Below are 13,293 nucleotides of genomic sequence, written 5' to 3'. Positions count from 1 at the left end.
CTGTCTACCAGTAGGTAGTAGACGCTGTCTACCAACGTCTGGTGTGCGGGAATGCGGGGGCCGCTCCGGCGAGTTGACCCTGCTATGACTCACGACACCGCGCAGGGCGCACTGCTCGAACTGCTGTCGGAAGGCCGCGGCGGCACCCTGGTCACCCTCAAGAAGGACGGCCGCCCCCAGCTGTCCAACGTCAGTCACGCCTACTACCCCGACGAGCGGATCATCCGGATCTCCGTCACCGACGACCGCGCCAAGACCCGCAACCTGCGCCGCGACCCCCGCGCCTCCTACCACGTGACCAGCGCCGACCGCTGGGCGTACACGGTCGCCGAGGGCACGGCCGAACTGACCCCGGTGGCCCAGGACCCGCACGACGACACGGTCGAGGAACTGATCCGGCTCTACCGGGACGTCCTCGGCGAACACCCCGACTGGGACGACTACCGGGCGGCGATGGTCCGCGACCGGCGTCTGGTGGTACGGCTGCGGGTCGAGCGGGTCTACGGGATCCCGAAGAAGGGGTGACGGCCGACTGTCTGCGATCTACCGCATTCCCCATGCCCCATACGGTCTACGCCGTCCCTCCGGCGGTCCGCGCCTCGATCGCCCGCAGTACGGCGACCATGTCCTCGCCGCCGTACCCCTGGGCCACGGTCTCCTCGAACAGGGTGTGGCACGCGTCGAGGAGGGGTGAGGCCAGGTGGGCCTTGCGGGCGGCGTCGGCGATGAGGCGGTTGTTCTTCAGGACGTCCAGGGCGGCCGCCTGTACCGCGAAGTCGCGCTCGCGCAGCTTGGGTGCCTTCATCCGGGAGACCCCGCTGGCCATGGGGCCCGCGTCGAGGACGTCGAGGAACAGCCGTCGGTCCAGGCCCTGCCGCTCGGCGAAGTGGAAGGCCTCGGTCAGCCCGGTCACCAGGGTGATCAGGAACAGGTTGACCGAGAGCTTCATCAGCAGCGCGCCCGGTGCCGGGCCGCATTCGAACGTCTCCCGGCACAGGGGTGCGAGCAGGGGGCGTACGGCGGCCACGGCGTCCTCGTCGCCGGCCAGCATGGCGACCAGCTGACCCTGTTCCGCGGGGACGCGTGACCCGGAGACGGGTGCCTCGACGTAGCGGCCGCCGGCCGTGCGGATGTCGGTCTCCAGGGCGGCGGAGTACTCGGGGGAGGTCGTGCCCATGTGGACGACGGTGCGATCCGCGACCCGGGCAGCGAGGGCGGGGGTGCCGCGGCCGAGGACGCTGTCGATCGCGGCTTCGTCGGCGAGCATCAGCAGCACCACGTCCGCCCGCGAGAACACCTCGTCGACGCTCGCCGCGACGTCGGCGCCGGCAGCGCGCAGGGGTGCGGCGCGCTCCGGGGTCCGGTTCCAGACCACCAGGGGAGTGCCGGCGGACGCCAGGCGCAGGGCCATGGGCCGGCCCATCACTCCGAGACCGATGAAACCGACGTGCACGGGGGCCGTCCTTCCCTCCGGAAATCGACTATGACCGCTGTCATAGTAGCGGCCGTTATGACGCCGGTCATAGGGTGGGGCGGTGAGGAACGGAGGCAGGGATGAGTGAGCAGCGGGGTCCCCGGGAGCGGATGGTCTTCAGCGCGGCCCAGCTCATCCGGCGCCAGGGGGTCGCCGCGACCGGGATGCGCGATGTCGCCGCCCACGCCGGCGCGCCCCGCGGCTCCCTCCAGCACTACTTCCCGGGCGGCAAGGAACAGCTGGTCAACGAGGCGGTCGACTGGGCCGGACGGTACGCCGGCAAGCGGATCGCGCGCTTCCTCGCGGGGCTTGAGGAGCCGACGCCGAGCGGTCTGTTCGCTGCGATGGTCGCGCAGTGGACCGACGAGTACGCGGCGGACGGCTTCGCCGCGGGCTGCCCGGTCGCCGCGGCCACCGCGGAGTGCGCCGGTGTCGGCGGCTCGACGCGAGCGGCCGTGGCCTCCGCGTTCACGGCCTGGCGGACCCCGCTCGCCGAGGCCCTGACCGGCATGGGCGTCCCCGCGGCCCGCGCCGAGTCCCTGTCCATGCTGATGATCAGCACCCTGGAGGGCGCGATCCTGATGGCCCGCGCCGAACAGGACGTAACGCCCCTGACCACGGCCGTACGGGAACTGGGACCGCTGCTCGACGCGGCGGTGCCGCCCCCGGCCCCCTGACACGGCTCGACTCCGGCCCGGTCCCGGTGCCCTCACTCGTCTTCCGGTCCGGTCTCCTGGTCCCCGTCCCGCAGTCTCCGCCAGACACGCGTGCGGTGCAGCACGTAGAAGGCGACGAGCAGGACGACCACCTGAAGTCCCACGGCGAGCAGCCAGAAGACGTCCTTGCTCTCCAACTCGCCGGTGAGGAAGGCGAAGTTCATACCGAAGAAGCCGGTCAGGAACGACAGCGGCAGGAAGACCACCGACACGATGGTCAACCGGTTGATCACGCCGTTCTGTTCGCCCGCGACGAGGGAGCCGTAGCTGGCGAAGGTCCGGCGGGCGGCGTCCTGGAGGGACTCGATGTCCGCGAGGACCAGTCGCGCCGCGCGCTGGAACTCCTGGGCGAGCCGCTGCCGTTCCACCGGGAAGTCGCGGCTCATCATCCTGCGCGTGACCATCTCTTCGACCACCTGCAGGTACGGCAGCAACGAGTGGTGCAGAAGGGCGGCACTGCGGCGCAGCTGGGACAGACGGTAGATCTGCTCGGGCCTCCGCTCCTCGAACATGGCGTCCTCCAGCTCCTCCACCTGGAGCAGCTCACGCACCGCGGCGCGGCGGAACGTCGCCAGCGCCTCCTGGAGCAGCAGGAACAGGGTGGCCACGGCGTCATGGGGCTTCTCCCGTCGCAGGTGCGCGATGACGTCCGCCGTCAGGACGGCCGGGCCCCGGTGGGCGATCACCAGGAAGCGCTCGGAGGCCAGGGCGTGCACATGGGCGACCCGCCCGTGCCGGGCCACCGGCACGACGAAGCCGGCGATGTCGCCCAGGAATTCGGCCCGCGCGGACTGGTCCCGCCTGCCGAACCAGGCCAGTTCCTCGGTGTCCAGCCCGAGCCGGCGGGCCGGCGGTTCGTCCGCCGGCCCGCTCTCCTCCGCTCCGCCCGCCGGTCCGTCCTCCTCCGGCAGCTCGACCCCGAGGAGCAGGAAAGGGTCCGTGGCGAGCCGCTGCCGCGCCTCCGCCACGGAGATCCTGGTCGTGACCCCGTCCGGCATCGACACCATCGTCACGATCATCGCCCTCACCGCTCATCCCGTCGCCCATGGCCGGGCCGCCGGGCCGGGGCCGAGTGCCGTACGGCCCTCAGTCGAACAGGCCGGCGCCGCCGCTCCTGCCCACGCACAGGGCCCAGATGATGAATCCGGAGAAGGCGATCAGCACGATCGACCACACCGGGTAGTACGGCAGGGAGAGGAAGTTGGCGATGATGATCAGCGAGGCGATGGCCACCCCGCAGACGCGTGCCCACAGGGCGCCGGAGAAGAGGCCGAAGCCCACGAGCAGCGCGACGACGCCCAGGATCAGATGGACCCAGCCCCAGCCCGTGAGATCGAACCGGAAGACATAGCTGCGGGTCACGAGGAACACGTCGTCCTTCGCGATCGCCATGATGCCGCGGAAGACGTTCAGTGTCCCGGCGAGTACGAGCATGACCGCGCCGAAAGCGGTCAGGCCGCTCGCCCATTGCTCCCTGGCCGTGGGGGTGGACGTGGGTGTGCTGTGTGTGGCGGTCATCGTGCCACCTCGTTTCTGTGCTGTGCGATGTGCTCAGTGCGCCGAGGCGGACGGCCCGCTGCCGGTGAGGACCAGTTCCTTCGCCCGCCGGAACTCGTCGTCGGTGATGTCGCCGCGGGCGCGCATCCCGGACAGCTTCGCGAGTTCGTCGGCACTGGTGGGCGGCGTGGCCGCCTGGGCCGTCTGCCGGATGTAGGTGTCGACGGCCTGCGCTTGCGCACGGGCCTGTTCGATCTCCCGGCGGCCCATGTTCTTTCCCCGGGCGATCAGGTACACGAAGACGCCCAGGAAGGGCAGGACGACGACGAACACGACCCAGCCGGCCTTGCCCCAGCCGCCCAGGCCGTCGTCCCGGAAGATGTCGGTGATGATCCGGAAGAGCAGGACGAACCACATGATCCACAGGAAGAACACCAGCATGGACCAGAAGACACTCAGCGCCGGATAGTCGTAGGCGAGGTAGGTCTGCGCGCTCATCTGTCCTCCTCCGTTCCGGGTCCGCACCCGGTGGTCGTTCCGTACGGTGTGCGTACGGTGCGGTTCTCAGCCTGCGCGGGGCGGGAGGGCGGCCGCCTCACCCGGGGCGGGTGAACGGCCCGCACGAGAACGACGGATCTGCGGGTCACGACGGACCTGCGGGTCACGACGGACCTGCGGGTCAGGACGGACCTGCGGGTCAGGACGGACCTGCGGGTCACGACGAACCTGCGGGTCACGACGGCATCTGGCGTACTTCGAGGACCCTCAGCCCCAGGGACTGGCAGCGCGCCAGCAGCCCGTACAGGTGTGCCTCGTCGACGACCGTTCCGTAAAGGAGGGTCTGGCCGGCCATCAGCACGTGGTCGAGCTCGGGGAACGCCTTGACCAGCGTCTCGGTCATCTGTCCGTCGACGCGAATCTCGTAGCGCATGAGCTGCCCTTCCCCACGTCTCCCCGCGATCCTCCGCCCCGGCCCACCGCTCTGCCTCACCCGGGCGAGGTGATACGACCGTCGCGTCACAGGAGCCCCAGGTCACGTGCCCGGCGCACCGCGTCGTGACGCCGGTTCACGGCGAGTTTGCGGTAGGCGCTCTTGAGATGGGTCTTGACCGTGTTGACCGACACATACAGATCGGCGGCGATCTCCTCCGTCGACATCATCTGCGCCAGCCGGCGCAGGACGTCGCGTTCGCGTCCGCTCAGTTCTTCCACCACCGGCAGCGGCGGCTGCTCCCCGGCCGGCACCGGCGGGCCGGGGGTGAGCCAGCCCTCGGCCAGGGCGCGCAAGGGCACGGTGCGCAGCAACGGGCGCAGCCACGGTCCGGCGTCCACGAAGGGGCGTCGCAGCCGTTCGTGCCGGGCCTCCCGGAGCGCCTGGGCGACGAGTCCGCGCTGCCGGGCGAGGTCTCCGGCCTCGCCCGCCACCTGGGCTCCGACCAGTGCCGCCCGTACCGCGACGGCGGGGCCGACGTGGCTCTGCGGCCGTACTCTGCCGAGCAGTTCGGCCGCGGCCTCGGGCCTTCCCGCGGCCAGTTCCGCCTGCGCGGCTCCCACGAGGCACACCGGCTCGCCGTCGGGCTGTTCCGCGAGCAGCTTGACGGCCGTCTCCGGCCGTCCCTCGGCGAGGTGGGCGGCGGCGGCCACGCACGCCGTGTGCGCCGCGGCCCAGGGCGACACCTCCTCGGCCACGACGGTCCGGTCCACCGCTTCCAGCGCGGCCTGTGGGTCACCACGGGCCAGGAGCAGACGCCCGGTGACGATGGACTCCCCGGCCTGCGCCACCGGGTCCGGTGGCAGGCCCCGGGGGTCCGCGGCGGCGTCGAGGAGCGCCTGGGCCCGGTCCAGCTCGTCGCGGTCGACGGCCACCGCGGCCAGGACCAGCGGGGTCAGCCCCGGTCCGGGCGCCGGGGGCGGGTCGCGGTGGCCGTCGGCCGCGGTGACCGTGGCCCACGCCGTGCGTTCGGCCCTGCCCGGCCAGCCCTTCAGATAGTCGATCAGCGCGAGGTGGCCCAGACACTCCTGACGTGCCTGGGCCGTCGCCTCCGCCCGGCCGGAGTCGACGACCGTGGTCAGGACGGCGCGTGCCTCCCGCATCCGGCCGGCCCACAGCCGTGCCGAGCCGAGATGGGTGTGCAGGAGCGCGATCAGCTCCGGATGCTCGTCGAGAAGCCTGCCGGGCACGTCGCGCCGAAGCCGCTCAGCGGCCTGTGCCGCCGTCTCCGCCCGTCCCGGGGCACCGGTCAGGCGCGCTGCCAGCGTTTCGAGGAAGGCGCAGCTCAGCCGGGTCGCCGCCAGGCCGTCCGGATCGTCCTCGGTGGATGCGCCGCGCCGTGCGAGGGCGTGTGCCGCGAGGTGCAGGCGGGGCAGGCCGCGTTCCAGGTCGTGCCGGGACAGTTCGCGGGCGGCCCGCACGAGGTCCGTGGCGGGGCCGGCGGGTCCGGGCCCCATCGTGGCGAACAGCTCGGACAGATCGTCGACGCGCAGGCCGGTGAAGATCTCCCCGATGGCGAGATCGCCGACGAGGGCGCCGGCGGCGGTCTCCCAGTCGTGCGCGGCGGCCGCGTGGCCGAGCGTCTCGCCGAGGGACCCCGAGTGCCGCAGCCAGTGAGCGGCGCGGCGGTGGAGTTCGGTTTCCAGCCCGGGAGAGCGCACCCGCAGGTGGGCGCGGAGGATCTCCCCGAACAGCGGATGGAGACGGAACCAGTCGTGGCCGAGATACTCGACGAACGCGTTCTCGCGGTGCAGACCGGTCAGGATGAGTCCGGCGTCGGTGCGGCCGGTGAGGGCGTCGGCGAGACCGGGACAGACCCGTTCGAGGATGCTGGTCCGCAGCAGCAGGTCCTGTGTCCCGGCCTTCTGCCGCTTGAGCACCTCGGCCAGCAGGAAGTCGGCGATCGTGGTGCGGTCGGCCTCGAACTCCTGCAGATACGTGCGCGGATCCGGCTCGTCCCGCGCGGCCAGGGCGCACAGCCGCAGGCCGGCCGCCCAGCCCCGGGTGCGCTCCACCAGCGCGTCCACGTCGTCCGCCGTGAGCCGCAGCCCGTGCAGCGCCAGCAGGTCCGCTGCTTCGTCGCGGGTGAAGGCCAGCTCGGCGTTCCTGATCTCCGTGACGGCGCCGGCCGCCCGGTAGCGGTGCAGGGGGAGCAGCGGTTCGGTGCGCGTGACGAGCACCAGGCGCAGGCCGTGCCCCGCCTGCTGGAGGACGAACTCCAGCTGATCCGCGATCTCGGGGTCGGTCGCCCGGTCGTACTCGTCGACGACGACGATCAACGGCGCGGTCCGGGCGCTCAGTGCGGCGGCGAGCCGGGTGAGGAGGGCGTCGGGCACCCGGCCGGGTTCGGTGGGGAAGCCGACGTCGCTGGTCAGGGGCAGGCCGGCGAGGCGCAGGGCCTGGAGGAGGTACGCCCAGAAGGTTCCGCATCCCTTGTCCGCCACCCGGGCGGTGAGCCAGGCGACGGGCCCGTCCCGCGCCGAGGCCCAGTCGGCCACCAGCAGAGTCTTGCCCGCTCCCGCGGCTCCGTGGACCACGGTCAGCGGGGTCGGCGGGTCGTCGCCGAGATGTCCGAGCAGCCGGTCGCGCCGCAGGAACGTCACGGGACGCGTCGGGACGGCGAACCGCGTCGTGAGGAACGGGTCCCCCCGGGGATCGGCGTGCGAGGGTGCAGGCGCCGACCCGTCCTCGCCCGGTACGGCCATGGTGCTCACCACCACCCGTGATCGTCGGGTCACGGACAACCCCCTCCCACCATGGTCTTCCCGCGCTGTCACGGTGCAACAGGGCCCAGTGGTCCCTCGGCCGGGCGGAACAGCCACGATGGACAGCCAGGGGGTGTCCGAGCCCACCGGCCCGCCGGGACCGAGCCGGAAGCGGCGCCGGCCGCCGGTGGGGCGCCGGTGCTTGTCCGGCCCCGCCCGTCGCACTAACCTCCCCGCGTGATCAACGGTGCACACGTGGTGCTCTACAGCCGGGACCCGGAGGCTGACCGGGCCTTTCTGCGCGGCACCCTCTGCTGGTCGTACGTCGACGCGGGCCGTGGCTGGCTCATCTTCAAGGCGCCGCCCACCGAGGTGGCCTGCCACCCCACCGACGGCGAGCCCGCGCACGAGCTGATGCTGATGTGCGACGACCTGGACGAGACCCGGCGCCAACTCACCGAGCGCGGAGCCGACTTCAGCCGACCGGTGGAGGAGGCACCGTGGGGCCGGGTGACCGCCCTCCGCCTCCCGGGCGGCGCCGAACTGGCCCTGTACGAACCCCGCCACCCGCGCCCTTAGCCGGGGAGGTCCCGCGTGCGCGTGGGGTCACCAGTCAAGGGGTGAGCCCGGCAGGCCTTGATCTCGCACCCCTCAGTCCGGCAGGCCCCACGCGCAGCAGACCGGGCACGCCCCCCGCCCCCACGCCCCCGAAGGCAGGCACACCCCCCCTTAGACCGGCAGGCCCCCCATAGACCGGCGGCAGGCCCCCGGCGTCAGCCCTTCAGGCCGCCTCCAGGCCGCCCTCAGGCCGCCGTCCCCTCAGGCCGTCACCCGCTCCACCCCCGCCGGCTGTCGCCCCTCCCGCTCCCCGAGCAGTTCCGTCGGGACGGTGTGCGTCTCGCGGGCGGACAGTGCGGCGATGACCGGCGGTATGCACAGTGCGGCCGTGAACAGGGCCACCGCTCCCCAGTCGTCGCCGCCCGGACCGGCGATCCCGGCGGCGAAGGTGACCGCGAATCCGGCGACCGCGAAGCCGGTCTGCGTGCCGATCGCCACGCCGGACAGCCGGACCCGGGTCGCGAACATCTCGCCGTAGAAGGCGGGCCACACCCCGTTCGCGGCGCTGTAGACAAGGCCGAAGGCGACGATGCCGAGGGTCAGGGTGAGCGCGTAGGAGCCGGTGGAGATCGCCCAGAGGTAGCCGGCCATCGCCGCCGCGCTGCCGATCGCGCCGATCAGGAACACCGGCCGGCGCCCGATCCGGTCCGACAGCGTCGCCCACAGCGGGATCGCGCCGAGCGCGACCAGGTTGGCGAGGGCGCCGACCCACAGCATCGAGGTACGGGACATGCCGACCGCGTCGCTGGTGGCGTACGCCAGCGCCCACACCGTGAAGATCGTGCTGACCGAGGCGATGAGCGCGCCCGCGATCACCCGCAGCACATCGGCCCAGTGCTCGCGCAGCAGCACCGCGAGCGGCAGCCGCACCACGCCCTCGGTCGCCGCCTGCTTCGCGAAGGCCGGGGTCTCGCGCAGCCGGCGCCGGATGACGAAGCCGGCGACGGCGACCGCCACGCTCAGCCAGAACGGCACCCGCCAGCCCCAGGACAGCAGCTGGTTCTCGGGCAGCCGGGAGACCGGGATGAAGACGAGGGTGGCGATGAGCTGGCCGCCCTGGGTGCCGCTGAGCGTGAAACTGGTGAAGAACCCACGCCGGTCCGGCGGCGCGTGCTCCAGGCTCATGGAACTGGCGCTGGCCTGCTCGCCGGCCGCCGATATGCCCTGCAGGACGCGGCAGAGCACGAGCAGCACGGGGGCGAGCGAGCCGGCCTGGGCACGGGTGGGCAGACAGCCGATCAGGAACGTCGACAGACCCATCAGGAGCAGCGTGAACACCATGATCTTCTTGCGCCCGACCCGGTCGCCGACATGCCCGAGGACCAGCGCGCCGAGCGGCCGGGCGGCGTAGGCGACACCGAACGTGGCGAGTGAGAGCAGCGTGGCGGTGGCGGGGTCGGAGGCGTCGAAGAACACCTTCGGGAAGATCAGCGCGGCGGCGCTGCCGTAGACGAAGAAGTCGTAGTACTCCAGGGCGCTGCCGATCCAGGCGGCCGTCGCCGCCTTCCAGGGCTGGCCTGGAGGGGCTTCGGAGGCAGGCGTGGGGACGGGGACGGACACGGCGGTGCTCCTTCGGGGGAACTCCACCCTACGAGGGCGGAGTGAGCGACGAGGGGAGGGAGCGGGCGAGGGCCGGATCTCGGCTGCTAATTAACCCACTGGGTAGTTAGTCGTGGTGGGTGGGATGTTGCGCGCGTGTTTCCCCTGTGTCAAGAGGTGGCGCCCGAACTCGTCGGGCGCAGGCCTCAGGCGTCCGCCCGCTCCGCCGTCAGATAGGCGATCACCATGTCGCCGAGCATGGTGCGGTAGTGCTCCCGCCGACCGGGGTCCACCAGGTCGCGGCCGAACAGGGCGCCGAAGGTGGCCCGGTTGGCGACCCGGAAGAAGCAGAACGAGCTGATCATGGCGTGCAGGTCGACCGCGTCGACGTCGGCCGTGAACAGCCCGGACTCCTGTCCGGCGGCGAGGATCCGGCGGATCACGTCCAGGGCCGGGGAGCCGATCCGGCCGAGCTTCGCGGAGGCCGCGATGTGCTCGGCGCCGTGGATGTTCTCGATGCTGACCAGGCGGATGAAGTCCGGGTGCTGCTCGTGATGGTCGAGGGTCAGCTCGGCCAGGCGCCGGATCGCCGCGACCGGGTCCAGATGCTCGACGTCGAGCTGCTGCTCGGCGTCGCGGATCACGCCGTACGCCCGCTCCAGCACGGCTGTGAACAGCTGTTCCTTGCCGCCGAAGTAGTAGTAGATCATCCGCTTGGTGGTGCGGGTGCGGGCCGCTATCTCGTCGACCCGGGCGCCGTCGTAGCCGGCCCGCGCGAACTCCTGCGTGGCCACGTCGAGGATCTCGGCCTTGGTGCGGGCGGCGTCGCGCACCCGCCCGCCGGGTCGCAGGGGTTCTTCGACGCTGGTCATCGGTTTCCTTCGGGCCGGGGACACGACACCTGGGCGGAGCGCTCGTCCGTGGTGCCGGTGATTGTAGAAGCAGGGCCCCGGATGCCGTCGGGGGCTTTCTCGGGGACCCCCGCTGCTGATATAGCTAACGTACTGGTTCGTACATTAGCGCTGCCCCGGGAGGCTCGCGTGGCCAAGGACTCGTATCTCGTCGGGCTGATCGGCGCCGGTATCGGCCCCTCGCTCAGCCCCGCCCTGCACCAGCGGGAGGCCGACCGCCAGGGCCTGCGCTACCTCTACCGGCTCCTCGACACCGACGTCCTCGGTGTGGCCCCGCAGGCCGTGGGGGACCTGGTCCGCGCCGCCCGTGACCTCGGCTTCGACGGGCTGAACATCACCCACCCGTGCAAGCAGCTCGTCATCGAGCACCTGGACGCGCTCGACCCGCGGGCCGAGGCGCTCGGCGCGGTCAACACCGTCGTCTTCGAGGACGGCGGCCGGGCCGTCGGCCACAACACCGACGTCACCGGTTTCGCCGCGTCCTTCGCGCGCGGCCTGCCTGACGCCCCGCTGGAGCGGGTCGTCCAGCTCGGCGCGGGCGGCGCCGGCGCGGCCGTGGCACACGCCGTGCTCACCCTCGGCGCCGGGCGGGTGACGGTGGTGGACGCGCTGCCCGGCCGGGCGGCCGGCCTCGCCGACTCCCTCGTACGGCACTTCGGCCCCGGCCGGGCCGAGGCGGCATCCCTCGACCGGCTGCCGGCACTGCTCGCCGACGCCGACGGCACCGGCGGTCTCGTGCACGCGACCCCTACGGGTATGGCCGCCCACCCCGGACTGCCGCTGCCCGCCGAGCTGCTGCGGCCGGGGCTGTGGGTCGCGGAGGTGGTGTACCGGCCGCTGGAGACCGCGTTGGTGCGGGTCGCCCGGGAGCACGGCTGTGCCGTGCTGCCCGGGGGCGGAATGGCCGTGTTCCAGGCCGCGGACGCGTTCCGGCTGTTCACCGGGCTGGAGCCGGACAGCGGCCGGATGCTGGCCGACTTCGAGGAGCTGGCCGGACTGGAGCGCTCGGGGAGCCACGTCGGATGATGCACACCTCCATCGCCACCGTCTCCCTCAGCGGCTCCCTCACCGAGAAGCTCACCGCCGCCGCCCGGGCCGGCTTCGACGGCGTCGAGATCTTCGAGAACGACCTCCTCGCCAGCCCCCTCACCCCCGAGGAGATACGCGCCCGCTGTGCCGATCTCGGCCTGAGCATCGACCTGTACCAGCCGATGCGGGACATCGAGGCCGTCCCGCAGGAGGTGTTCAGCCGCAATCTCCGGCGCGCCCGGCACAAGTTCGAGCTGATGGAGCGGCTCGGCGCCGACACCGTCCTCGTGTGCTCCAGCGTCTCCCCGCTCGCCCTGGACGACGACGCCCTCGCCACCGAACAGCTGGCGCAACTCGCCGATCTGGCACAGGAGTCCGGGATCCGGGTGGCGTACGAGGCGCTGGCCTGGGGGCGGCATGTGAACCGTTACGACCACGCGTGGCGGATCGTCGAGGCGGCCGGGCATCCGGCGCTCGGCACCTGCCTGGACAGCTTCCACATCCTCTCCCGGGGCTCGGACCTCCGGGGCATCGAGGACATACCCGGCGAGAAGATCTTCTTCCTCCAGCTCGCCGACGCCCCGCTGCCGGCCATGGACGTCCTCCAGTGGAGCCGCCATCACCGGTGCTTCCCGGGGCAGGGCGGCTTCGACGTCGCCGGGCTGCTGCGGCACGTGCTCGCCGCCGGTTACCGGGGGCCGCTGTCGCTGGAGGTCTTCAATGACGTCTTCCGGCAGGCCGACGCCGGTTCCACCGCCGTGGACGCCCACCGCTCCCTGCTGCTGCTCCAAGAGGCCGTCGGCGCGGTCCAGTTGCCGCCGCCCGTCGTACCCACCGGGGTCGCCTTCGCCGAACTGCTCACCCCGGACGCCGAACCCGTCACCGCCCTGCTGACCGCCCTCGGCTTCACCCGCGCCGCCCGCCACCGCGGCAAACCCGTCGACCTGTGGCAGCGCGGCGAGGCCCGGATCCTGGTCAACACCGCCGCCACCGACCGCCGTGACGGCACCCGGCTCGCCGCGATCGGCCTCGCCTCCCCGGATCCGGCCGCCGCCGCCCGCCGCGCCGAGGCCCTCCACGCGCCCGTCCTGCCGCGCCGCCGCGCCCCCGAGGACGCCCCGCTCGACGCGGTCGCCGCGCCCGACGGCACGGAACTGTTCTTCGTCGCCACCGCAGACTCCGGTGAGTCCCGACTCGCCGACTGGCGGGGCGACTTCGCCGATCTGCCGGACGCCCCCGCACCGTCCGCCGGCACCCGCATCGACCACCTCGCCCTCACCCAGCCCTGGCACCACTTCGACGAGGCGACCCTCTTCCACCGCAGCGTCCTCGGGCTGGACGCCCAGGACAGCGTCGACCTCGCCGACCCCTACGGGCTGCGCCGCAGCCGGGCCGTCGCCAACCATGACGGCAGCGTCCGTATCGCCCTCACCGTCGGCGCGGCGCCCGCCGACGAGACCCTGCACGCCGCGCACCTCGCGCTGGCCACCGACGACGTGGTGGCCGCGGCCCGAGCCTTCCGCGCGGCCGGCGGCCGGCTGCTGCCGGTCCCGGCCAACTACTACGACGACCTCGCGGCCCGGTTCACCTTCGCCGAGGGCGAGTTGGAGACCTACCGCGAGCTGGGCATCCTCTACGACCAGGACGCGGGCGGCGCCTTCAGGCACTGCTACACCGAGACCATCGGCCACGTCTTCTTCGAACTGGTCCAGCGCGACCCCGGCCACCAGGGCTACGGCGCCGCGAACGCGCCGGTACGGCTCGCCGCCCAGCACACCGGACGGCTCCCGCGCTGAGCCGGCGACCGGCCGGC

13 protein-coding genes are annotated in these 13,293 nt (G+C 72.6%); 5 read left to right on the top strand and 8 right to left on the bottom strand.

Annotation, left to right across the window (positions count from 1 at the left end):
• Nucleotides 1–84: 84 nt before the first annotated feature.
• Nucleotides 85–525: a PPOX class F420-dependent oxidoreductase gene (locus tag O1G22_RS07490; protein ID WP_270080589.1), complete on the top strand. Its 441-nt coding sequence runs from the start codon at nucleotides 85–87 to the stop codon at nucleotides 523–525.
• Between the two features lie 46 nt (nucleotides 526–571).
• Here O1G22_RS07490 and O1G22_RS07485 read toward each other — a convergent pair whose 3' ends face one another.
• A complete protein-coding gene (locus O1G22_RS07485) occupies nucleotides 572–1,552 on the bottom strand; it encodes an NAD(P)-dependent oxidoreductase (protein WP_270086359.1) in 981 nt (326 codons plus the stop codon).
• 2 nt (nucleotides 1,553–1,554) lie between these two features.
• Between O1G22_RS07485 and O1G22_RS07480 the strand changes: the two genes are divergently transcribed.
• Nucleotides 1,555–2,151, top strand: coding sequence for a TetR/AcrR family transcriptional regulator (locus O1G22_RS07480; protein WP_270080588.1), 597 nt, complete (start codon nucleotides 1,555–1,557; stop codon nucleotides 2,149–2,151).
• 32 nt (nucleotides 2,152–2,183) lie between these two features.
• Here the strand turns inward: O1G22_RS07480 and O1G22_RS07475 are convergent, their stop codons facing one another.
• The 5 genes from O1G22_RS07475 to O1G22_RS07455 all read right to left on the bottom strand — a co-directional run bounded on the left by O1G22_RS07475 (nucleotide 2,184) and on the right by O1G22_RS07455 (nucleotide 7,383).
• Nucleotides 2,184–3,209: a magnesium transporter CorA family protein gene (locus O1G22_RS07475; protein WP_270080587.1), complete on the bottom strand. Its 1,026-nt coding sequence runs from the start codon at nucleotides 3,207–3,209 to the stop codon at nucleotides 2,184–2,186.
• 67 nt (nucleotides 3,210–3,276) lie between these two features.
• Nucleotides 3,277–3,708, bottom strand: coding sequence for a DUF7144 family membrane protein (locus O1G22_RS07470; RefSeq protein ID WP_270080586.1), 432 nt, complete (start codon nucleotides 3,706–3,708; stop codon nucleotides 3,277–3,279).
• Between the two features lie 33 nt (nucleotides 3,709–3,741).
• Nucleotides 3,742–4,185 carry an SHOCT domain-containing protein gene (locus tag O1G22_RS07465; RefSeq protein ID WP_270080585.1) on the bottom strand — a complete coding sequence of 148 codons (444 nt, stop codon included), beginning with the start codon at nucleotides 4,183–4,185 and terminating at the stop codon, nucleotides 3,742–3,744.
• A gap of 235 nt (nucleotides 4,186–4,420) precedes the next feature.
• The gene (locus O1G22_RS07460; RefSeq protein ID WP_270080584.1) at nucleotides 4,421–4,618 is read right to left on the bottom strand and encodes a hypothetical protein; all 198 of its coding nucleotides are present in this window, start codon (nucleotides 4,616–4,618) and stop codon (nucleotides 4,421–4,423) included.
• Between the two features lie 86 nt (nucleotides 4,619–4,704).
• On the bottom strand, nucleotides 4,705–7,383 hold the full coding sequence (locus O1G22_RS07455; protein ID WP_270086358.1) for a winged helix-turn-helix domain-containing protein: 2,679 nt from the start codon (nucleotides 7,381–7,383) through the stop codon (nucleotides 4,705–4,707).
• A 237-nt stretch (nucleotides 7,384–7,620) separates the two neighbouring features.
• On the opposite strand from O1G22_RS07455, the gene O1G22_RS07450 reads away from it, so the two are divergent.
• A complete protein-coding gene (locus O1G22_RS07450; RefSeq protein ID WP_225095275.1) occupies nucleotides 7,621–7,962 on the top strand; it encodes a VOC family protein in 342 nt (113 codons plus the stop codon).
• A gap of 240 nt (nucleotides 7,963–8,202) precedes the next feature.
• Here the strand turns inward: O1G22_RS07450 and O1G22_RS07445 are convergent, their stop codons facing one another.
• Complete coding sequence (locus O1G22_RS07445) at nucleotides 8,203–9,561, bottom strand: MFS transporter (RefSeq protein WP_270080583.1); 1,359 nt, start codon at nucleotides 9,559–9,561, stop codon at nucleotides 8,203–8,205.
• A 185-nt stretch (nucleotides 9,562–9,746) separates the two neighbouring features.
• Entirely contained in the window at nucleotides 9,747–10,412 is a 666-nt protein-coding gene (locus O1G22_RS07440; protein ID WP_225095273.1) for a TetR/AcrR family transcriptional regulator, read from the bottom strand.
• 168 nt (nucleotides 10,413–10,580) lie between these two features.
• On the opposite strand from O1G22_RS07440, the gene O1G22_RS07435 reads away from it, so the two are divergent.
• Both O1G22_RS07435 and O1G22_RS07430 read left to right on the top strand, forming a co-directional pair.
• Nucleotides 10,581–11,477: a shikimate dehydrogenase gene (locus tag O1G22_RS07435; protein WP_270080582.1), complete on the top strand. Its 897-nt coding sequence runs from the start codon at nucleotides 10,581–10,583 to the stop codon at nucleotides 11,475–11,477.
• The gene (locus tag O1G22_RS07430; protein WP_270086357.1) at nucleotides 11,477–13,276 is read left to right on the top strand and encodes a sugar phosphate isomerase/epimerase and 4-hydroxyphenylpyruvate domain-containing protein; all 1,800 of its coding nucleotides are present in this window, start codon (nucleotides 11,477–11,479) and stop codon (nucleotides 13,274–13,276) included. Before O1G22_RS07435 ends, O1G22_RS07430 begins: the two co-directional genes overlap by 1 nt.
• The last annotated feature ends 17 nt before the right edge of the window (nucleotides 13,277–13,293 follow it).

This window comes from Streptomyces camelliae (genome assembly GCF_027625935.1).
Classification (GTDB): Bacteria; Actinomycetota; Actinomycetes; order Streptomycetales; family Streptomycetaceae; genus Streptomyces; species Streptomyces camelliae.
This window is presented reverse-complemented; position numbering and strand designations above follow the sequence as displayed.

What these genes read in the sequence shown, in the direction of transcription:
- O1G22_RS07490 (WP_270080589.1), top strand. Translation starts at nt 85, where the DNA reads ATGACTCACGACACCGCGCAGGGCGCACTGCTCGAACTGCTGTCGGAA.
- O1G22_RS07480 (WP_270080588.1), top strand. Translation starts at nt 1,555, where the DNA reads ATGAGTGAGCAGCGGGGTCCCCGGGAGCGGATGGTCTTCAGCGCGGCC.
- O1G22_RS07475 (WP_270080587.1), bottom strand. Translation starts at nt 3,209, where the DNA reads ATGATCGTGACGATGGTGTCGATGCCGGACGGGGTCACGACCAGGATC.
- O1G22_RS07470 (WP_270080586.1), bottom strand. Translation starts at nt 3,708, where the DNA reads ATGACCGCCACACACAGCACACCCACGTCCACCCCCACGGCCAGGGAG.
- O1G22_RS07465 (WP_270080585.1), bottom strand. Translation starts at nt 4,185, where the DNA reads ATGAGCGCGCAGACCTACCTCGCCTACGACTATCCGGCGCTGAGTGTC.
- O1G22_RS07460 (WP_270080584.1), bottom strand. Translation starts at nt 4,618, where the DNA reads ATGCGCTACGAGATTCGCGTCGACGGACAGATGACCGAGACGCTGGTC.
- O1G22_RS07455 (WP_270086358.1), bottom strand. Translation starts at nt 7,383, where the DNA reads ATGGCCGTACCGGGCGAGGACGGGTCGGCGCCTGCACCCTCGCACGCC.
- O1G22_RS07440 (WP_225095273.1), bottom strand. Translation starts at nt 10,412, where the DNA reads ATGACCAGCGTCGAAGAACCCCTGCGACCCGGCGGGCGGGTGCGCGAC.
- O1G22_RS07430 (WP_270086357.1), top strand. Translation starts at nt 11,477, where the DNA reads ATGCACACCTCCATCGCCACCGTCTCCCTCAGCGGCTCCCTCACCGAG.